General features: G+C 61.2%; 16 protein-coding genes and 1 pseudogene. 8 read left to right on the top strand and 9 right to left on the bottom strand.

Annotated elements, in window-relative coordinates; genetic code table 11:
- The first annotated feature begins 36 nt into the window (after nt 1-36).
- Nucleotides 37-2601, top strand: a complete 2565-nt coding sequence (locus tag CHC01_RS24365) for an HWE histidine kinase domain-containing protein (RefSeq protein WP_089266976.1) — start codon at nt 37-39, stop codon at nt 2599-2601.
- Nucleotide 2602: 1 nt separating this feature from the next.
- Here CHC01_RS24365 and CHC01_RS24370 read toward each other — a convergent pair whose 3' ends face one another.
- Entirely contained in the window at nt 2603-4018 is a 1416-nt protein-coding gene (locus CHC01_RS24370) for a TolC family outer membrane protein (protein WP_089266977.1), read from the bottom strand.
- Between the two features lie 330 nt (nt 4019-4348).
- On the opposite strand from CHC01_RS24370, the gene CHC01_RS24375 reads away from it, so the two are divergent.
- Nucleotides 4349-6199 carry an acetyl-CoA hydrolase/transferase C-terminal domain-containing protein gene (locus CHC01_RS24375; RefSeq protein ID WP_089267287.1) on the top strand — a complete coding sequence of 617 codons (1851 nt, stop codon included), beginning with the start codon at nt 4349-4351 and terminating at the stop codon, nt 6197-6199.
- Here the strand turns inward: CHC01_RS24375 and CHC01_RS24380 are convergent.
- Both CHC01_RS24380 and CHC01_RS24385 read right to left on the bottom strand, forming a co-directional pair.
- Nucleotides 6196-6975, bottom strand: coding sequence for an enoyl-CoA hydratase (locus tag CHC01_RS24380; protein WP_089266978.1), 780 nt, complete (start codon nt 6973-6975; stop codon nt 6196-6198). The two genes, CHC01_RS24375 and CHC01_RS24380, sit on opposite strands and share 4 nt — an antisense overlap.
- A gap of 76 nt (nt 6976-7051) precedes the next feature.
- Nucleotides 7052-7732, bottom strand: a complete 681-nt coding sequence (locus tag CHC01_RS24385; RefSeq protein WP_089266979.1) for a hypothetical protein — start codon at nt 7730-7732, stop codon at nt 7052-7054.
- A gap of 331 nt (nt 7733-8063) precedes the next feature.
- Between CHC01_RS24385 and CHC01_RS24390 the strand changes: the two genes are divergently transcribed.
- Nucleotides 8064-8609, top strand: coding sequence for a sigma-70 family RNA polymerase sigma factor (locus CHC01_RS24390; RefSeq protein WP_089266980.1), 546 nt, complete (start codon nt 8064-8066; stop codon nt 8607-8609).
- A 2-nt stretch (nt 8610-8611) separates the two neighbouring features.
- A complete protein-coding gene (locus CHC01_RS24395; RefSeq protein WP_089266981.1) occupies nt 8612-9250 on the top strand; it encodes an NrsF family protein in 639 nt (212 codons plus the stop codon).
- A 39-nt stretch (nt 9251-9289) separates the two neighbouring features.
- On the opposite strand, the gene CHC01_RS33525 is transcribed toward CHC01_RS24395, so the two are convergent.
- The 5 genes and pseudogenes from CHC01_RS33525 to CHC01_RS24415 all read right to left on the bottom strand — a co-directional run bounded on the left by CHC01_RS33525 (nt 9290) and on the right by CHC01_RS24415 (nt 13826).
- Nucleotides 9290-10192: a flavin-binding monooxygenase-like family protein gene (locus tag CHC01_RS33525; protein WP_502695681.1), complete on the bottom strand. Its 903-nt coding sequence runs from the start codon at nt 10190-10192 to the stop codon at nt 9290-9292.
- A pseudogene (locus CHC01_RS33530) lies at nt 10128-10334 on the bottom strand (NAD(P)-binding protein); the annotation flags it as partial. The pseudogene CHC01_RS33530 and the gene CHC01_RS33525, both read right to left, overlap by 65 nt.
- Complete coding sequence (locus CHC01_RS24405) at nt 10331-11305, bottom strand: NAD-dependent epimerase/dehydratase family protein (protein ID WP_089266982.1); 975 nt, start codon at nt 11303-11305, stop codon at nt 10331-10333. The gene CHC01_RS24405 and the pseudogene CHC01_RS33530, both read right to left, overlap by 4 nt.
- A gap of 190 nt (nt 11306-11495) precedes the next feature.
- The gene (locus CHC01_RS24410; RefSeq protein WP_089266983.1) at nt 11496-12608 is read right to left on the bottom strand and encodes a DUF2336 domain-containing protein; all 1113 of its coding nucleotides are present in this window, start codon (nt 12606-12608) and stop codon (nt 11496-11498) included.
- A 69-nt stretch (nt 12609-12677) separates the two neighbouring features.
- The gene (locus CHC01_RS24415) at nt 12678-13826 is read right to left on the bottom strand and encodes a GGDEF domain-containing protein (RefSeq protein ID WP_089266984.1); all 1149 of its coding nucleotides are present in this window, start codon (nt 13824-13826) and stop codon (nt 12678-12680) included.
- Nucleotides 13827-14378: 552 nt separating this feature from the next.
- Here CHC01_RS24415 and CHC01_RS24420 point away from each other — a divergent pair.
- The 4 genes from CHC01_RS24420 to CHC01_RS24435 all read left to right on the top strand — a co-directional run bounded on the left by CHC01_RS24420 (nt 14379) and on the right by CHC01_RS24435 (nt 18431).
- A complete protein-coding gene (locus tag CHC01_RS24420) occupies nt 14379-14948 on the top strand; it encodes a sigma-70 family RNA polymerase sigma factor (protein ID WP_089266985.1) in 570 nt (189 codons plus the stop codon).
- A complete protein-coding gene (locus CHC01_RS24425; RefSeq protein WP_089266986.1) occupies nt 14945-15679 on the top strand; it encodes a hypothetical protein in 735 nt (244 codons plus the stop codon). The genes CHC01_RS24420 and CHC01_RS24425 overlap by 4 nt, the downstream gene beginning before the upstream one ends.
- A gap of 80 nt (nt 15680-15759) precedes the next feature.
- Complete coding sequence (locus CHC01_RS24430) at nt 15760-17508, top strand: S8 family serine peptidase (RefSeq protein WP_244558506.1); 1749 nt, start codon at nt 15760-15762, stop codon at nt 17506-17508.
- 407 nt (nt 17509-17915) lie between these two features.
- On the top strand, nt 17916-18431 hold the full coding sequence (locus CHC01_RS24435; RefSeq protein ID WP_089266988.1) for a TIGR03809 family protein: 516 nt from the start codon (nt 17916-17918) through the stop codon (nt 18429-18431).
- On the opposite strand, the gene CHC01_RS24440 is transcribed toward CHC01_RS24435, so the two are convergent.
- The gene (locus tag CHC01_RS24440) at nt 18428-19798 is read right to left on the bottom strand and encodes a TIGR03808 family TAT-translocated repetitive protein (RefSeq protein WP_089266989.1); all 1371 of its coding nucleotides are present in this window, start codon (nt 19796-19798) and stop codon (nt 18428-18430) included. The two genes, CHC01_RS24435 and CHC01_RS24440, sit on opposite strands and share 4 nt — an antisense overlap.
- Between the last annotated feature and the right edge of the window lie 1162 nt (nt 19799-20960).

Raw genomic sequence — 20960 nt, forward strand, 5'->3', positions numbered from 1 at the left:
TCGTTTCGAGCGCCGTATCTTTTCAGAGACCCTTTGATGCTCATCAAGACCGCCCCTGTCGACCTGACCAATTGCGATCGCGAGCCGATCCACATTCCCGGCAGCATCCAGCCCTATGGCTGTCTGCTCGCCTGCGACGGATCCGTCGGGATGGTCCGGCGCCATTCGGTCAATGCGGGTGCGATGCTGGGCGTGGGATCAAGCGACATAAATGGCCGCAGGCTGGACGATCTGATCGGCGAGGGGCCAGCGCACGACATTCGCAATGCCATCGCCAAATGGGGCAACCAGCAGCGCCCGGGACTGCTGATTGATTTCAAGGTCGCGCATTCGCAGACCGCGTTCAACGTCGCTGTGCATCGGCACAAGGGCGTCAACATCATCGAATTCGAGCCTGTGGACGCCAGCGAGGCGACACCGCCTCTGGAGTTGTCGCGCTTGCTGATCGGCCGCATCGGTCAATGCAACGATCTCGACGTGCTGTTTGACAATGCGGCGCGGCTGCTGCGTGGCGGACTCGGCTACGACCGGGTGATGGTCTATCAATTCGCTCATGATGGTTCCGGCCGGGTGATCAGCGAGGCGCGCCGCGGCGATCTCGAGAGCTTTCTGGGGCAGCACTTCCCGGCCGGCGACATCCCGCAGCAGGCGAGGGTGCTTTACGTCCAGAACACGGTGCGTATCGTCTCGGATGCAAGCGGTGAGCGCGTGGCCATCGAGCCGGAGTTCGACACATCCGGTGAACCGCTCGACCTGTCCTTTGCACATCTGCGCAGCGTTTCGCCTATCCACTGCGAGTATCTGCGCAATATGGGTGTCGGTGCGTCGATGTCGATTTCCATTATCCACGACGGCGTGCTGTGGGGGTTGATCGCCTGCCATCATTATGCACCGCGCGCGCTTTCCATGGAGAAACGCGTTGCTGCAGAGATGTTTGGCGAGTTCTTTTCCATGCAACTGGCCGGGCTTCTTCAAAAGCGCAAACTGGCTGCTAGCGAAAGCGCGCGGCGCTATCTCGACCAGCTGTTGCACAATGTTTCGCATCACAGCGATGTCGAAGACCTGCTCAAGGAAAGCATTCGCGATTTTAGCGTGCTGATGCCGTGTGACGGTATTGGCCTATACCTCAACAAGACCTGGACGTCTTATGGCAGCGCGCCGCCGGCTGCGGCAGTGCCGGCGCTGATGGGCTTCATCAATTCGGTCGCCGAGGGCAGGGTGTGGGCGACGAGCGCATTGTCAGATCGATTGCCGGCGGCTGAAGACTATGCCCTTGCTGTTTCCGGCGTGCTGGCCGTGCCCTTGTCGCAACTGCCGCGCGACTATCTTCTGTTCTTTCGCAGCGAAGTGACGCAAACCCTGAATTGGGCAGGCGATCCCAACAAGACATACGAAATTGGCCCGTTGGGCGATCGGCTGACGCCACGCAAGAGCTTCGCGATCTGGAAGGAGATCGTGCAACGCCAGTCGCAGCCATGGCTGCACAACGAGCGCGACACCGCCGAAGCCGTGCGCTCGGCTTTGGTGGAAGTGGTGCTTCGCCACAACGAATTACTGGCGGATGAGCGGCACAAGGCTGACCTGCGCCAGAAAATGTTGAATGAAGAGCTCAATCATCGCGTCAAGAATATCCTGGCACTGATCAAATCGCTGGTCTCCCACCCGGTCGAGGATGGCCGCAGCATCGAGGATTATGTCGCCTCCCTGAAGGGACGTATTCAGGCCTTGTCGCTTGCGCATGATCAGGTCATCCGCGGCGCCGGTGGCGGTGCGTTAGAGGGATTGCTCGATGCGGAATTTTCGCCGTATCGCGAGTCGGTGAAAGCGATCGATGTGACTGGGCCCGATGTTTCGCTCGACGCTCGGGCCTATTCGGTACTCGCATTGGTGCTGCACGAACTGGCCACCAATGCCGCCAAATATGGTGCGCTTTCCGTAAGCACGGGGCGCTTGTCGCTCGAGTGGAAACGCACCGATATCGGCGATTGCGAAATCTACTGGCTTGAGCGCGATGGCCCCCTTGTCACACCGCCATTGCGGCCGGGCTTTGGATCGATGCTGATCAGTCGCAGCATTCCCTATGATCTCGGGGGTGAAAGTGATGTCGATTATGAGCCGGCGGGCGCGCGCGTGCGGTTGCTCATCCCGGCGCGCTTCGTTGTCTGGCCCGCGCCGGCGGCGGCGCGCAACGTGCGCGCCCGACGCGAGGATGACAGGCCGATGGTGTCGATGCGCGGCTTGAAGGTGTTGATGGTCGAGGACCAGCTTCTGATTGCCATGGACGTCGAGACCATGCTGACCCACGAGGGCGCGGCATCGGTCGAGACAGCATCTTCGGTCAAGGAGGCATTGATCGCGCTGGCGATCATGAGGCCTGATGTGGCCATCCTCGACGTCAATCTCGGCAATGGCAGTTCGGTGCCGGTAGCCCAGGCATTGCGCGAGCGGGGCATCCCCTTCGTCTTCGCCACAGGCTATGGCGAAACCAGCCTGATCCCGGCGTCGATGGATGAAGTGCCGATCGTACGCAAGCCCTACGACCTCGCATCGCTGGTCGCTGCGATGACCACGGCGATGGTGAAGAAGAGTTCGGCCGGATAGTCTATTGCCCCGAGGGCGTGCGCAGCCCGTGCCAGGCATCGCGCACCTGATGGTAATGAACTTCTGGTAGATAGTCTGGCGTGTTCAGCCCAAGCGTCTTCACATCCAGCCTGCCAATTGCGCTGAGCAGCGAATAGGATGCGATGACCCGGTCACGTTGCGCGCCAATCAGGCGTGCCTTTGCCTGTACGAGATCCTGCTGTGAGTTCAGGACGTCGACAGTGGTGCGCTGACCGCCTTGGGCCTCGCGCTGTACGCCCTGCAGTGCAACGCCAGCGGCGCGTACTTCGGCTTCAGCGGCACTCACCGCCGTCTTCGCGCCTTCATTTGACACCCATGCACCGACGACTGCGGTGCGGGCCTGATTGCGGACCTGTTCGAGCACCAGGCGGCTGACCGACGACAGTTCCTTGGCCTGGCGCGTCTGCGCAGCACCGAGGCCGCCGTCATAGATCGGCGCAGTCAATTGGCCGACGATCGAAGCCTGGTCGGTGCCAAAAGTGCCAAGCGTCGGATCCGACTGGCTGGATTTGCTGGCGCTGCCTTGTAGCGTCAGAGTAGGCAACAGGCTGCTCTCGGCCACTTTGATGGTCGTGGTCGCCACGTCGACATCGTAGCCGGCTGCCAGCACGGCGGGGTGCGCCTTGAAAGCCTGATTGACGGCATCGTCGCGGTTGCGCGGCAGCAGCCGATCCATCGGTTCCGCCGGACTGAGCCGCGAGGGTGCAGCACCAATCACCTGCGTATAAGTCGCCTGGCTGATGGCGAGATTGACCTCGGCGGCGTTGAGATCGGCCTGGCCACGCGCCAGTCGCGCTTCGGCCTGTGACGTGTCGGTGGGCGTGACGTCCCCGGCGTTGAGCCGCTTCTGGGCGATGCCGAGGGTTTCGCGTAGGGAGGTGACGTTGGTGCGCTGGGCTTCGACCAGCGATTGGTTGGCGAGAACATTGGTATAGGCAACGACAGCATCGAGCAGCACGCCCTGGCCGACATTGCGCAGCGCTTCCCGGCCGGACTGGACCTGCAATTCCGCGACGCGGACACTGTTGGCTGTCTTGTTTCCGTTATAAAGCGTCTGGGTGACCGTGACGCCGATGGTCCATGGCTTCAGCGTTGCGCCCTGGATGGTGTTGTCTACGAGCAGGTTGCGCACGGCCTGAAGGCCATAGCTCAGTGTGGCTGCCACCTGGGGCCGGTAGCCGGCCATCGCCTGCGGAACGTTCTCATCGGTGGCACGCTGGCGGGCCCGTTCGCCGTTCAGCTGCGGATTGGACTGATAGGCTTTGGCAAGGGCTTCCGACACCGTTTCGGCACGGGCATCGACGGCAGCAAAAATGCCATAGCCAATCAGGCTCAGGGCCATGCCTGTCCGAAGCGCGCGCCTTGCGGCGAGGCCAAATATGCCGTGACGAACCATATTATCCCAAAGCAATCTTCGGACGTCCGCCCCCGCTGACGTCTAGGTATGTTTAGAGGGCGTTGCCTTTGCAGGCAAACCATCCGGCGAAGAACCTCCGGGCTTTTGCGCTTTCCCCACAGGGCATTTGGCTGCCCCGATTTGCTTGATTGATCAGGACTCTAGGGAGGATGGGGCGCTCCGTGAATGCGACGAATAAACCCGCTTCACATGGCCGCGTGTGTTGCATGTCGGGCACATTTCTGAATAACCGCACGCAGTGGTAACTCTGTCCGGCTTTGCTGCGCGATTGCGCTGAGGAGCTGCCGATCCTGCCCATCCGGAATGCTTATGCCCAAGATCTTCACTGATCCCGACGCCATCGCCGAAGACATCATTCGCGACGTTGGGACGACGCTCGTGGTCGGGCTGCCGCTCGGGCTTGGCAAGGCCAACCATATTATCAATGCGCTCTATCAGCGCGCGCTGGCCGATCGCAATGTCAGACTGACGTTCTTCTCTGCCCTGACACTGGAGAAGCCGAGACCATCCAGCGAGCTGGAGAAGCGCTTCATCAATCCGGTGATCGAACGGCTGTTCGGGGGCTATCCCGATCTCGCTTATGCAAACGCGCTGCATAAAGGTGAGCTGCCGCCAAACATTCAGGTCAACGAATTCTTCTTCCTTGCGGGAAAATGGCTGCGGGTTGCCGACGCGCAGCAGCACTATATTTCGGCGAACTACACCCATGCGTCGTCCTATCTTCTGACGCGCGGGCTTAACGTCATCACGCAATTGGTGTCGAAGCGTGTGGTCGATGGCGCCGCGCGCTACAGTCTGAGCTGCAATACGGACACCACGCTTGATCTGATGCGGGCGCGCAATGAAGGTCGCGTCTCGTTCAGGCTAATCGGTCAGGTCAATTCGGAATTGCCCTTCATGCCGGGGCAGGGTGATCTCACCGGCGATGAGTTTCACGCGGTGCTCGAAAGCCCGGAGACTGAATTTCCGCTGTTTGCGCCCCCGTCCGAACCGGTCAACGACACCAAATACGCGATCGGATTGCACGCTGCCGGCCTGGTGCGCGACGGCGGCACGCTGCAGATCGGCATTGGGCAAGTGGGCGATGCGCTGGCGCAGGGCCTGATCGTTCGCCACCGCGACAATGCGGCGTTTCGCAATCTGATGCAGCGTCTTGCCCCCGACGCGCCTCCGAAAGAAGTCGCGACGTTCGAACGCGGCCTCTACGGCGTCAGTGAAATGCTGTTCGAAGCATTTCTCGGTTTGATTGATGCGGGCATTCTCAAGCGCGAGGTGGATGACACCATCGTGCATGGCGCGTTCTTTCTTGGGCCGAAGGCATTCTATCAGGCGCTGCGCGACATGACGCCGGAGCGTCTGGCGAAAATCCAGATGATGCCGGTGTCATTCACCAACGAACTCTACGGTGACGAAGATGCCAAACGCCGTGCGCGCGTCGATGCGCGCTTCGTCAACAACACGATGATGGCGACGCTGATGGGCGCTGCGATCTCCGACGGTCTCGAGAACGGCCAGGTCGTGAGCGGGGTCGGCGGGCAGTATAATTTCGTCTCACAGGCTTTTGCTCTGGAGGGTGCACGCTCGATCCTGACTCTCGAAGCGACGCGTGCCGGCAAGAAGCCAGCCTCCAATATTCGCTGGAGCTACGGTCATACCACGATCCCGCGACACCTGCGCGATATCATCGTGACGGAGTATGGTGTCGCCGATCTGCGCGGGAAATCGGACGCCGACGTGATCGCGGCCATGCTTCAGGTGTCCGACTCGCGCTTTCAGTCGGAGCTGATGAAGCAGGCCAAGGATGCTGGAAAGCTTCCCAGGAGCTATGGCATTCCCGCCGGGTATCGCGACAACGTGCCCGAGCGAATCTCCGCTGCTCTCAAGCCGGCGCGGGACGCCGGTCTTCTGCCCATGTTCCCATTTGGCAGCGATTTCACTGACGTGGAGGAGCGCCTGATCGCTGCGCTGCAGGTCCTGAGCGCAGCATCGGTGTCGCCGCAACAGCTCGCAGGCCTATTCTGGCAGGGCATAACACGCGCACCGAGTGCGTCAGATGAAGCGGCGCTGGCGCGGCTCGGGCTCGATCGTCCGGCCACATTGGCCGAACTCGCCTATCGTGTGCTGGTGTCCGCCGCGCTCGCGCGCAGCGGCTCAGCCTAGCGATTCTTGTTGACCGGCTTCCGCTTCTCGATGAAGGCGGCCATGCCTTCTGAACGGTCTTCCAGCGCGAATGTCGCGTGAAACAGATCGCGTTCAACCTTGAGGCCTTCGGTGAGCGGCGTCTCGAAGGCGCGATTGACGGCGTTCTTTGCCATCGTTGCCACCGGGCGCGACATGGCGGCGATCTTTTCCGCCATAGCGATGGCTTCTTCCATCAGCTTGTCGGCTGGGACAATGCGGCTGACGAGGCCAGAGCGCTCGGCTTCCGCCGCATCCATCATGCGGCCCGTCAGGCAGAGGTCCATCGCCTTTGATTTGCCGATGGCGCGGGTGAGGCGTTGGGTGCCACCGATGCCGGGAATGGTGCCAAGAGTGATTTCCGGCTGGCCGAACTTCGCGGTGTCTGCGGCGATCATGATGTCGCACATCATGGCGAGTTCGCAGCCGCCACCGAGCGCGTAGCCGCTGACTGCAGCAATGGTCGGTTTGGTACAGGTGGCGACACGGTCGCCGCCGATCGCGGTGAAGTCGCTGGAGAACATGTCGATGAAGCTCTTTGGCTGCATCTCCTTGATATCTGCCCCGGCGGCAAATGCTTTCTCGCTGCCGGTCACGATGATGCAGCCCACGGCGGTGTCGGCTTCCAGCTCATCGATGGCGATCTTGATTTCGCCGAACACACCGAAAGAAAGTGCATTGAGCATCTTCGGGCGATTCAGCGTGATGATGCCGACCGCGCCTTTGCGCTCAACGATGAGGTGTTCGTAGCTGCTCATGTTCCATCCCGCGGATTTTTGCCGAAGCCGCCAGGATCGGCGGCCCCGCGCAATTTGCCCGCTCAGGGAAAGGGGTTCAAGCCATAAACATACGGGCCGCGGAGGCCATGGTCAGCAAACCACCAAATGCGATGAAGATCTTACCAACAAGGGAGGTCTTGTCCCAGGTCGTGCTGCTCTCGGTGGCGACTTCCGGTGCCGGCGTATCGATGGTGGCCTTTGCGAGCGTCAGCGGCGGCTTGTCGTTGCTGATGGCACGATCGAGGTCGTTGAGCTGGTCAGCGGCAACGAGCTGCGCGTTGCTGGCGCCGGAATCCGGCGACGTCGTTGCGGGCTGTTCCTGCTGGCCGCCGATTTGGCCGAGCGCGCCGCCGGCTTGCGATGACATGTTGTAGGTGTTGGTTGCTGCGGTCTCAGAGGGCCATTGCGCATTGGCATTGGCGACCAATGACGGGATGGCAGTATCGCTGCTTCCCGGTTTCGCGTCTTCCGTCTTGGCGGCGTCCTCCTCAGCGGGCTTTTTCGACGCCTTGGTTGCCTGTCGGTCGGACTTGCGCGATTTCGTTTCGCTCTTCCTGGCACTGCGGTGCTTGGTGGCCTTCGCCGGTTCGGCGGATGTGTCTGCGGCGCTACCGACCGCTGCGGCCGGCTCGGATGCCGGGGCGTCGTTTTCGGTCGCGTAAAGCGGTGCCGATGTGCAGATCCACAATCCGGCTGCGATGACCAATGCCGCACGCCCGCTGGCTCTGATGTTCATGGAAATCTCCCCAAAATACCGGCCCCCAATGGCCGCAAGGGAAACTGCGCAGGTGTTCACACCGGGGCAAAAAAAGGGAATCTTCGGACGAGTCCGGCAAAAACGGGGCATGAACACCGCCGCAGCCATCGTCTCCACAGATGTCGGCAAAAATCTGCCTTTGAAATCAAGGCGACGGATGTCACTCTGACGGTTCGATGTTATGAGCCGGATGTCTTTGAAATCTTCGGTTCGGGGTTGGGGCGCAGGTGGGGGCTTCACGGTTCCGTGATTTTTCTCTCGGCTGACGTAACAAATTGAACTATCCGCCGAATTGGCTTTAGGAGCGCGCGTGCGCGGACGTGACGACGAATGGACCGATCTGATGCGGTCGGCCAATGCAGGGGATAGCGTTGCTTATCATCGCCTGCTGAAGTCGGTTACGCCCGTGCTGCGTGCCGGAGCGCGGCAGGGCCTGTCACGGGCTGGCCAGCCGCCCGATCAGGCCGAGGATATTGTGCAGGACATTTTGCTGGCGGTGCATTTGAAGCGGCAGACCTGGGACGCGAACGCGCCATTCGCGCCGTGGCTGTTTGCGATCGCTCGCAACAAATTGATCGATGCGCTGCGCCGGCGCGGGCGTCGGATCTTCGTCAACATCGACGATTTTGCCGAGACGATTCCGAGCGAAGCGCCCGCCGAAACATTGCCCACCGTCGAGATATCCAATCATCTCGCCGATCTTCCGCCGCGGCAGCGCGACGTGTTGCGATCGATCGCGGTGGAAAGCGCATCCATCAAGACCACGGCGTCGAAATTGTCGATGACCGAAGGCGCCGTGCGCGTGGCGTTGCATCGTGGGCTCGCGAGCCTCGCAGCCAAGCTGCGAAAGGATTGACCATGGATACCGATCGCCTGATTCAAACGCTCGCCGCCGACAATGATCAGAGGCCGCGTCCCGTGAGCACGCAGCTCGCGATGGCCTTGTTGGTCACGCTGCCGGTGGTGGCGGCGATGTTGCTGGTGACGCTTGGCATTCGCCCGGACTTCATGTCGGCGATGCGCAATCCGTTCTTCGATACGAAGTTTCTGGTGACCTTGGCGCTCGCCATTCCAGCCATTGTGATCAGTGTCCATCTGTCCCGGCCCGAGGCGTCGTTGGGGCGCTGGATCTGGCTGCTGCTGTTGTCGCCGTTCATTCTCATCATCGCATTGATCGTCGAAATGACGATGCCGCAACGCGCGCCAATGATGGCGCGCATTATCGGCAGAAACTCGTCGCTGTGTTCGGCGGCGATCACGTTGCTGTCGCTGCCGATTCTCGGCGGCGCGATGATCGCGCTGCGCCACGGTGCGCCGTCACGCCCCGCCATTGCCGGTGCGCTCGCGGGATTGATGTCAGCCGGGCTAGGGGCGACGTTTTATGCCGCGCATTGCGCGGATGACTCGCCGCTGTTTGTCGCGACTTGGTATACGCTCGCAGCCCTCGTCGTGGCGGCGCTGGGTGCAGCCATCGGTTCGAAAGTACTGCGCTATTGAGCTGCGCGTGAGCCACGTGTTCCGCGAAAATGAATCCGGTCAGGCCGATGCCATGGCCGCCGGTCGTCCGCTCGCCGCCTTCGCGATGTCGCCGTTCAGATCGCGCGCATAATCCTTGAAATCGACTTCCAGCGTGTAGCGCGCTGAATTGAGCCAGGTGCTGATCTTCCTCTGGTGGAAGTCGCGGACCTCCAGCGCCATGTCGCCAGGGCTGGGCAGGGCAACTTTGCCTGTCAGCACGGCTGCGATCCACCGGGCCTGGATTTCGACCAGCGGAATGGTCGGTCCGATGGGCTGCACTAATCCGGCAAAGAACAGGCCTGGTCGGTTTGGCGGCGTGATGCGCCGATAGAGATCAACCATGCCACCGTCTTCCGGCACCGAGAAGATCTCGGGCGCGAGGAACGGGAAGCTGCTCTTGTAACCGGTCGCGTAGATCACTGCGTCGAAGCTCTCCAGCGTGCCATCGGCGAAGGCGATGGCGTCCCCCTCCAGCGAGGTGACGTTCGGCTTGATGCTGATCCAGCCATGGCCGATGTAAGGCAGCAACTCCTGGCTCAACGTCGCATGTTCGCGCCACATGGGATGTTTCGGCTTTGGCACGCCGAAGCGGGTCTGATCGCCGACGGCGAGATAGATCAGCCGTGCCATGATCATGCGCGTCAGCAGTGTCGGGAATTTCAGTTTGCGCGCGAAGAAGGCCGACCAGCGATCGATCGGGATGCCCATCATGTATTTCGGCATGATATAGGCGCCGGTTCGCGTGGACAGCACGACGCTGCTGGCACGTTTGCAGAGATCGACGGCGATATCGACGGCCGAATTGCTGGTGAGACAGGAAGTCGGGCTTGTCGGCTGGAATCGGAAAATCGAAATAGCCGAGATTGTTGCGGCTGGTGTCGATGTGCAGGCTGCGATAGGCGCAAGACAGGCCATTGTCATTGCCGTAGCGCCACATCCCGCCAATATTTGAGCCCTTCTCGTAGATGTCGAAACTGAGCCCCTTGTCGTGCAAGGCCTTGGCGACGGCAATGCCGGATGAGCCGGCGCCAATGATGCAGATGTCGACTGCAGGTTCGGTCATGCAGCAGATTTTTCGGCAAGACGCTGGCGATACTGGCTCACGATGTCCTCGAAACTCTTGTCAGCGACGACGCCGAGGGATGGCGCGCGGGTGGAGATGAAACCTTTCGGCCAGCTATCGACGATCTTCTTGAGATCGAGATCGAGGGCATAGGTCACGTTCGGCGTGGTGTTGGTGACACGTGCAATCGATTCAATGATGTCGTCCATACTGATCGTCAAAGCAGGCTGATTGAGCGCGCGTTTGCCGCGCATCTTGGCTGGATCGGCATTGTGAAGCGTGATCAAATTCTGCGCAACGGTCTCCACCGAAACGATCGGCACTTTGGTGTCCGCGCGCAATGGGCAAATCGACGGCTTTCCGGCGACGCCATCGCGAACGATGCCCGCGATCCGGTCGGATACCGACTGTGTTGGCGGGCCGGGGTGCACCAATACGATTGGCAGGCGCAGGGCGCGTGCATCGACCATTCCGTGACGCGTGGCGTCCGCCAGCATCAATTCGGCGATGGCCTTGTGCGTGCCATAGGAGGTTTGTGGACGTTGCAAATGATCGTCATCGACATGATCAGGCAATAGGCCGCCGAAGACCGCGATCGAACTTGGAAAGATCAGGCGGGGCGGAGCATCCTTCGCGGCGATCGCGTCGATCAATTCCGCCAGCGCCGAAACATTCACCGCCAGCGCGCGCGCCGGGTCCTGTTCTGCGGCGCTGGTCAGCACAGCGGCGAGATGAAACACGCTATGAGGTTTCCATGCAGCGATTTTCTTCAGCGTATCGGGTGCGTCGATGTCGGCTTGCAAGTGCCTCACACGTCGGTCGGATGCTGGCGGCAGATGTGTGTCGAGAAGGAGGAGCTCCTCGATTGTTTCGCTTGTGCCTGCAGTATTGGTGAGCGCGCCTGCTTGAAGCAGCGCAGAAGTGAGTGTTCTGCCGATGAAGCCACCGGCGCCTGTAATCAAGACGCGCATGAATCCCGCCCTGCTTGATGCCAACCCGTTCCGGCGTTATTCGCCGTGATCGAGGCATCACTATCAGCGCCTTCACCGGCAAGTCGATGCCTGCTGACGGAATGGCTGCTCAGCGCAATTGGCGTTGCGGCGCTCGGTCTCAATGGCCAGACTGCGGCCATTCGCGTGGAAACATGTCGACTGACAAACGTCAGGCGGCAGGTAGGTCGGACGTCGCCTGCTGCATACGGTGGAAGCGTAGGACCTGTTGTGCCGCGGAGATGCGCAGACGTTCATAGGTCTCGCGATCGGTCGCGCTGTCAGACATTTGCGTTCCAGCGAGTTGCTCGCGCATGTTGATGATGGTCTTGACGGTCTTCCATGAAAAATTCGCGACCTTGCACAGAATGAAAATGCCCTCGCTGCGGGATTCGACCATCATGGTTTCCGCGACGGAGATTGGCACGTTGGCCAGGCACGCGAGTGCGGCGTTAGCCTCGTCGAACTTGCCGGCTTCGGCGAATTTCGCCACTTCGTTTTCATCCAGCCGACCGTCTTCAAACAGGGAGCGCACGAGACCATGGGCGATGACGGTCTGCTGACTGATGCTGCCTGGTGCGGAGCGAGCCCGCCGGGCGACCTGCTGAACCACCAGAGATATGTCGGCGGTGTGGTGGACGTGGACAGCTTCCAGCTTCGCCCGGACCGAGGCCGACGCCTTGGCGACGAGCTTCAGATAGTGGTGGCGCGGAATGGAGGGACGCAGGCCAACACATGTCGCAATCGTATCGTTGCCCTCGGCACGGGAGAGCAGGGTATTGTAACCGCGTTCTGAAATCTCGGCGCCGCGGTTGTTGACGGTGCTGGTGACGACGGCTTCGTTGCCGCGTTCGACAAGAACATCCGTCAGGGCGCCGCTCAGGACCCTGCGCGTCGAAATCGCGAGCAGATGGTCCTGGCTTTTGGTGCGTGCATTCTCGATCAGGGCATGGTCGTCGAGCTGCTCCGATTGAGAGAGCACGGGGGCGGCGACCTCGATCAAATCATCGAATGCGAGAGTCCGGACGACCCGGGGCGGTGCGACAGAGACGGGTGCCAATCGCTCGGCCAGAAGGGCCCTTGCGGACGCTTCCATATGCGTCAGCAGGCAATCGAAAATGTCGTCGAACACTGCGATCTGCGCGTCGGAGTAGTCCACGGCATTGTTGACGAACAGATCCGTGACACGGCGCAGCGTTTCCACGCGCCGTGCGACCGTTCCGTGGGCCAGTGCGGCGTCAAGTTCGTCGAGTAAATTTGCCGATAACGGTGACTTCGAAGACATAAATCAAATCCCGTAATTCTAATCGTGTCCTGCCGCTAATATGGTGCGGCCAGGGTTCGTGAAATTCGTTCAGGCGCTTGCAATTCGATTCCGTCCGCGCTCCTTGGCGGCGTAGAGTGCGCTGTCGGCGCGTGCGAGTAAGGTGTCTGGCGTGTCGTTCGGACCCAATGTCGCAACGCCGCCCGAAATCGTCACGGTCAAGCCGTCGGAAAATGCGCTCCAATCCAGGGCTTCGACAATCCCCCGCAAACGGTCGAGCATTTGCACGGCCTTGTCATGCGGCGTGTCCGGCAGCACCAGCAGGAATTCCTCGCCGCCATAGCGGCCGAATTTGTCGATGCTGCGGATATTGGCGAAAATGGTGATGGCGAAGGTCCGCAGCACTTCGTCGCCGGTTGGGTGTCCGAAATTGTCGTTAATCCGCTTGAACCAGTCGAGATCGATCAGCGCGGCGGTGCAGGGTGTGTTGCTGCGCTGTGCGCGGATGATTTCATCGTCAAGCAGCCGCATGATGCAGCGGCGATTGAACGATCCCGTCAGTTCATCGAGTTCTGCGAGCTCTTCGATGCGCTTGTAGGCGGCCTCGAGTTCAACGCGGCGCCGAAACAGTGCGTCGCGTAGCGAGCTGGAGAAAATGCCAATGAACATACTGCGGGCGATGGTCATCGAGAATGTCAGCAAGGTGCCGAAGCGTTCGATCGAGTTGCTGGAGGGGAGCGTCAAGGGCAGATCGACGAAGAAATACAGCAGCGCGAGGCCGCCGGTCATGACGGTCCAGGCGCCGACACCTTCACGTGGCGAGGTACGCAAGGCGATGACATTGGCCACAAGAAACAATGCGCAGAGAAACACGACGGCGACATTGGGCGCTGTGTAAACGAAGGCGAGCAGAAGTGCGTAAGTGACAGCCGTGTAGGGCGCTGCGAAGAAGTGATCGCGCCAGTCATCCGTCAGGCCGCTCTCGGAGATCGCGAGGAAGATCAGGACAGAGGTAAAAGCGCAGCCGGCATAGGCCGCGACGATCGTGCCATCGATAGTGCCTGCTGCAAGGAAGACGAAAAGCAGCACGACGTTGACGGCATGACTGGCAGCCGCCAATGCGAGCATTTGGCGCCGCCGCTTCAGGCGACGTGCCAGCATATCAGACCGCAACTCTCCATCGACGGCTTCGAAGTCGCCGTTGACTGGATTCAAGACTGATGAAGCGGCTGCGGTCATTGAGCCCATCGATGGGTTTTGCTGATGGAACTCTAGTGCTCAAAGCCTTTAGGTTTGGTATCTATTGCCGTGAGTCAAATCTGGTAGCCGGCTACTCATTAGCTGCTCTCGGCGACATCTGTCGACAGATCGCGTGCAGCGGGACTGCCAGAAGGTTTCAAGAATAGCTTTGTTGTTTAAGTAAAAATGCCCGGGCCGATGACGGGCCCGGGCGAGTTCACTTGATGTGGCGGACAAGCCGCCAGGGCAAGTTACGGTATTCATTGACGAGGGTTTCGGGATATGGCTGCAAAATGCAGGTTCCTCCGTCTCAAGGCTGTTCCGGAAGCCACGACTTGGTAAGGTTGCCGTGTGAATCGCTGGCGTTCGGGTCGGAAATGCCCCAGCATTATGCTACCTGTTACCCGTTCCGCCCAAGAAAAGGGCGGTAAAAGCCCGTTCGGCGCGGTTAAAAGCAGCCGCGACCGGTATATTCCTGCCCATTCGAGAAGATTTTATCTTGTCAATCGAACCTCTTACATCCTCATTCAGACCAACCTTGCGAGACGGGCAGTGAGTGCAACACAGGCGGCATCGGATGAGATTCTGATCGCCCGGATTGCGCAAGGCGACCGTCTTGCCATGCAGGTGCTTTATGGCAGGCACCACGTCCGGGTGTTTCGCTTCGGCCTTCGGCTGGTGCGGAACGAACAGATTGCTGAGGATCTTATCAGCGAAGTGTTCCTGGATGTGTGGCGGCAGGCAGGCAAATTCGAAGGTCGTTCCGCGGTCTCGACCTGGCTCCTGGCGATTACGAGGTTCAAGGCGCTGTCCGCGCTGCGCAAGCGCAAGGACGCCGAACTGGACGACGAGACGGCCAACGCGATCGAGGATACGTCCGATAATCCCGAAGTGTCGGTTCAAAAAAAGGATACCAGTGACGCGTTGCGGAAGTGCCTGACATCCCTTTCGCCCGAGCATCGGGAAATCGTCGATCTCGTCTACTACCACGAGAAGTCCGTGGAAGAGGTGGCCGAGATCGTCGGAATTCCCGAGAACACCGTCAAGACGCGCCTGTTTTATGCGCGCAAGAAATTAGCCGATCTGCTCAAGGCAGCCGGCATTGAACGAGGCTGGCCATGATGGCGATGAGCAACAAAGTGCCGACCCAGGAGCCAGGCGAGATCGAGGCATTGCTGCCTTGGCACGCCGCGGGCACGCTCAACGCGCGTGATGCGCGCCGCGTCGATGATGCACTGGCCAAGGATCCGGAACTGGCGAAGCAATATGCCGTGATCCAGGAAGAATATGCGGAGACTATTGGCCTCAATGAGAGCCTCGGTGCGCCGTCCTCACGGGCGATGCAGAAGCTGTTTGCTGCGATTGACGCCGAGCCGGTGCGCAGCGGATCGACATCGGTCGGTCTGTCGGCGCGGATTTCCGGATTTTTCGCATCGCTTTCGCCGCGGACGCTGGCGGCTTCGGCCGCTGTTGGCGCGCTTGCGATCATGCTGCAGGCAGGTGTCATCGGCACCGTGCTGATGCAGCGCGATACACACTCATTCCAGACCGCGTCCTATGAAGCCGCACCCTCGCCAGCAAGTGCACCGACCACTGTCACCCGGTCGCTCGCGCCGGCACCGGCCTCGGTAGAAGCTCCGACGCGCCTGTTCGTCCGTTTTGCGCCGACTGCGCGGGTGTCTGACATCACAGCGCTGCTCGACGGCTATCAGGGTACGATTGTCGATAGCGGCAAGGACGGGCTGTTCCGGCTGCAGTTCGGCAATCGGGTGATGACCAAGGACCAGATCGCTGGGCTGATCCGCCGGTTGGAGAACGAGAAGATCGTCAGCATGGCGGTTCAGGCGCAATAGGCGCCGTCGGTTGATCCGATCCGCATTGTGCGTGCGAGGCCTGTTCCATGAGACATGATCGTGGTGCCTCCGGACCGATAATGAAATGCACGGCCGCTGTGCTTTCGCTCGCCGTCGCATGGCCGTTCAGCCTTTCGGTCGCTGGCGCGCAGAGCATGATGCGCTCGCCGAGCCTCAATATCGGATCGCGCATTCCCACGATCGCTCCCAGCACAACGCCGCGCATCAATCCGAACATCGCTGCCGGCGCGGGCCGCATCGCCGGTCGTGGCCCGAATATCGCGAGCCGTGGACCCATTGCTGGTCGCGTCGGTATCACCAGCGTCGGTCCGCGCGGTGCGGCGATCGGGACGACAGCCAGCCGGACACCGCCCATATCCTCGCGGCCAGGGCGTACACCGCCGCCGAAGATCGTGGGCGTGCTGCCAACCATTCCCTATGTGCGTTATTCGCCCAACACCTATCCGAGCTGCGCCTATGCCAATCGCGCGGCATCCGGCGAGTGCAACGAGAAGCCATTCGTTGCAGATCTGGGCGGCGGCCCGACGCCGCGCAGCCAGAATGCCGGTGGTGGACCGCGCAGCAATGGCCCACAGACGGCTTTGAACACGCGTTATGTCCCACGGCAGATCGTCGCCGAACTCGACAGCGCGCTGACGCCCGACCAGACAGATGCGCTGGCGCGCCGTCTGCGCCTGGAGCGTCTGTCGTCGCAGGATTTTCCGCTGATCGGCGCGACGATCAACCTGTTCCGGATCACCGACAATCGTTCGGTCGAAACTGTCGAGTCCCAGATGCGCGCCGAGGCTGACGTGCGCGCTGTGCAACCCAATTTCCGCTATGTGCTGCAGGACCAGGTGACAACGCCGGCACTGGGCGAGGGCGATCCTGCGCAATATGCGCTGGCGAAGCTTCGTCTGCCCGAGGCGCACAAGCTGTCCGCCGGTGCCAATGTCACAGTTGCTGTGATCGACTCCGGCATCGACGTCGCGCATCCCGAACTCGCTGATGCCATCGTGGGTTCGTTCGATGCGCTTGGCAGTAAGGAAAGTGCGCATGTGCACGGGACTGGCATTGCGGGCGCGATCGTATCGCATGCGCGGCTGATGGGCAGCGCGCCGCGCGCGCGCATCTTGGCCATTCGCGCTTTTGGTGTGTCGCAGGGCGGTGCCGAGAGTTCGTCTTTCGTGATCCTCAAGGGTATCAACCACGCGGCCATGAATGGCGCCCAGGTCATCAATATGAGCTTTGCCGGCCCGCAGGATCCACTGATCGAGCGCGGTATTGCGGCGTCAGCCAGCAAGGGCATCGTGATGGTCGCGGCATCAGGCAATGCCGGCCCGAAATCGCCGCCGCTTTATCCCGCCGCAAGCCCCAGCGTTATCGCAGTCAGTGCCACAGATGCCTATGACAGGCTGTTCACTGCGTCGAACCGTGGCAGCCATATCGCCGTGGCTGCACCGGGCGTCGATATTTTCCTGCCCGCGCCGGACAACAAATATCAGATGACGTCCGGCACCTCGTTCTCGGCCGCCTATATCAGCGGGCTCGCCGCATTGATGATCGAGCGCAATCCGCAACTGCGGCCGAACGAAATCCGCAGCATCCTGATGACAACCGCGCGTGATCTTGGTGCGCCCGGCCGTGACGACCTGTTCGGTGCCGGCGCGGCGGATGCCTATAGTGCGGTATCGGCAGTGCAGGGCGCTCAGCAACCCGTGGCGACAGCGCCTGCGCCTGTCACGCCTGTTGTCGTCACCGCGCCGGCGCCGACGACGCGTGCGGTCGAGGCATCGTCGCCGTCGATGGCGTCAGACGTCCAAAAATAATCTCCTGATCGTTGAACGTTTGGCCGGGTCTGCCGGACATATGGATGTGGGAGCGGCATTCCCTCCCCAACGAGGCCATATCCGGCGCATGCGCCCAAACATTCGCGCCGGTATAGCTTGACCCGTCCGGTTGTCCCCCCGGACGGGTCTTTCGTTTTTGTTAACCAAAAATTTTAACCTTCAGGTCATAGATTGCCGGTGCATGGCCCGGCATCGAGCAAGGCTCAAGCAAGGCTTGACTGCAATACCTCAAGTTTGACGGGGCTTTCTCACGTGTTTCCAACGCAATTGTCCAAGTTTGACCACATTGCGCTGGACCCCGAAAACTTTTCCACAGAAACTCTCCAAGTATTGGTGAGTGATTCGTTTGTTGCTTTGCGTCCGTTTTTTCTCTTGCGGACATTTCCATGTCATCTCACCTGAATTTTCCTTACCCGCATGCCGGCATCGGTCGGCCACTGGCCCAGCGCTGGTGCGCTCTTGCCGAGAGCCGGCTGGATTACCTGACAGAACTGTTCGAGAGCGGGCGGTGGCGCCGTTTTCACAGTGAAGCCGAGTTTCTCGACAACATTCAGGAAGCCAAGGAAGCGGTTGAACGCTGGCGGCTGATGGTCGAGGGCGAGACCGCCGCCGTGAGGCGCGTGCTGTCTTCGGAAGGGGTGATCTACCGGGCGCCGCGCGCCCCTGAACCACCACGGCCTGCTGCCGTCGCGGCTCCTGCCATTGCAGCGGTTGCGCCCTTGCAGCCCGACATCGAGCCGGTGGCTGAAGCGGCTTCGCCCGTCCTGATCCCGATCGAAACCTTGTTGCGGCAGGCTCCGCCACGCCAAGCGGCGGTGACGCCGGCAGATCTGGATTGGCAGAAGGCGCTTGATCCTCTGGTGATGAGCGCGCGCTATCCGATGCTGCGGACAGCGCTTTAGCGCACCGTGTTCCCGGACAGCGCAACCTGCTGATAGCGCTGTGCGCCATCGGCGGTGAGGTCAGGGGTCACCGGCTTTGCATGATCGAGGCCGACGACAGCGCCGCGCGGCGCGCCTGAAATCATGTTGTTGCTGACAAGCGCGGTGCCGGCGCCCGGTGCGACCGATACACCAATGCCGATAAAGCTGTTGCGCACGACGTTGCCGGTGATGGCGACATCGCGCAGATACTTGCCCCAGCCCGCGATCATGCCAAAGGACGGCGCGTTCTCGACGACATTGCCGCTGACGCTGGCGTCCGCCTCGATATAGATGCCGATGCCGGCATCGTCGTCGGGCGCCGTACCGATCGGCCGCTTCGGGAGCAGGTTGCGGATGATGTTGCCTTGTACGACGGCGATACGGCCGCCCTCGTTGAAATTGCAGACCGAGACACCGAGCGCCGCACCATCGACGGTGTTGTTGGCGATCACCGCGGCCTCGAAGGCGAATTCCGAATAGAGCGCGACTTCGCGCACGCTCGACACGCTGTTGCCGGTGATGTGGATGTTCGATGCGGAGTTGCCGCGCACCGCCGAGTAATCGCAATTGCGGATGCGATTGCCGGAGACGATGACATTGCCGGCGCGATAGGCGTTGATGGCGTTGCCATACTGACCGGAGCCGCCGGGGCCGGCCTTGATGTCCTCGATGCGATTGTCGATCACTTGCGTGCCGTCATCGCCGATGGCGGTGCGCAGGATCTCGATGCCGTTGCTGCCGGTGCCGGAAATGATGTTTTGCGCGACGATCAAGCCCTGCGCATCGAACGAGACGATCGCCGTGGTGGCGATGTTGCTGAGTGTATTGCCGGTGATCGCGCCCGCCGCGTTGTCCAGCCAGATGCCGGCGCCGCCGCTATTGGTGACGGTGCAATCGCCGATGCGGAGTTCGCGCGCCTGCACCATGTGCAGCAGCCCGCGCCGCGGCGGCAGTTTGGCGAAGTTGCCGTCCAGCGTGAGGCCGCTGAGGCTGACATAGTCCGCGCCTTCTCCTGACAGCAGTGACGCGCCGCCGCTGAAGGTGAGGGTCGTTGCGCCGCGCACACCGATGATCTGCGAGCCGCGCGCGAGCCTGAGCATGCCGGTGCGATAGTTGCCGGGCGGCAATGCGAGCGGTGCCTGCGCGCGTGCCGCCTCGTCGATGGCGCGTTGCAATGCGCGGGTCTGGTCGTCCTGGCTATTGGCACGCACACCATATTGCGTGGCGTCGCGTCCGAGCGTCGAGGTGAGCGTGGCGGCGCGTGCCGCGTCACTCGATGCGGCGAATGCGCCGGCGGCGAGACCCGCGCCGGACGCAGTCAGCAGATGGCGGCGATGCAGGTCCATGGTTCAAGATCCCGGTGGATGTCCGCTGATGACGTAACGCAAGATGATGCGTGTGACGTTGCCAGGCGAGAGTGGCCGCGATGAATGTGCAGGGTAGGGTTAATGATGCTCTGACATATGGAACGGTAAGAGCGGGTGCATCACTCCCGGTCGTCATGGCCGGATGGCGCGAAGCGAGCTTCGCAATAATCCCAGACTTCTCCCCACGTCATGGCCGGGCTTGACCCGGCCATCCACCTTGTCTTGTGCGACAGTGTGCGGGCCAAGCTGGATCCCCGGGTCAAGCCCGGGGATGACACCTGTGGGTGCGGCGCCTCCATCGCAGATTCAACTGTCAAACAGCCACTGCCCATCAGACATGCGTCATCACCCCCATTGTTTGCGGCGCGGGGGCGCCGTCGTCCCTTGCATTCCCGCCCCCTTGTGAGAGGGCGTGCGGAACGCCAGGTGCCCGTTGCACCCGTGGGCCTGATGCGAATGCGGTCTTCCGCAATTGAGAGTGCATCAGGACTTTCGGAGGCGCCGAGCAAGTGCCCGACGTTCCGCATGCGGTGTTTTTTCGGTTGCTTGCACATCTGCCATGGCGAACGGTCCCATCACCAAAATTAATGTCCCAGGGCGGAGGGACAGGGTAGCCGCAAAGCACTTGGCCGAACGCGTTTCGATTTGGTCGTCCGTCACACTGTCCAGGGTCTGTCCATCCCAAGGTCGGCCGTGTCCTTGCCAGTGGCAGTGCTGGCGCAGATCCGTCCTGCCCGAAGACAGACGTTCCCCATGAACCGCGTGACGCCGCATCTCCGGCGTCCACCGCATCCCACCCCGCGAACGTGACGATCGCGATCGCCCCTCTCAGTGGGGCAGGACGGAAGGGAATATAAACCTTACAGGGATATTGTCAAGAGAGAATAGGAAAAAATGTTCCCGCGTCGTATCGCCCCAAGCTGTCATTCCGGGGCGGCTGCGCGCCTTCGCGCAGGCGAACCTCAGCCACTCCAATTGGAGTGGCGGGGAATCCCGACCTGTTCAGCAACACTTCGAGATTCCGGGTTCTCGCTCTGCCGGCTTCGCCGGCGACGCGCGCCCCGGAATGACGACGTGTGGTGGGGAGAATGCCAACGGCGGAGCGCGCAGGCGCTTAATGTCGAACGTCGCTTCGCTGGGG

Source organism: Tardiphaga sp. OK246, from assembly GCF_900188215.1.
Taxonomy (GTDB): domain Bacteria; phylum Pseudomonadota; class Alphaproteobacteria; order Rhizobiales; family Xanthobacteraceae; genus Tardiphaga; species Tardiphaga robiniae.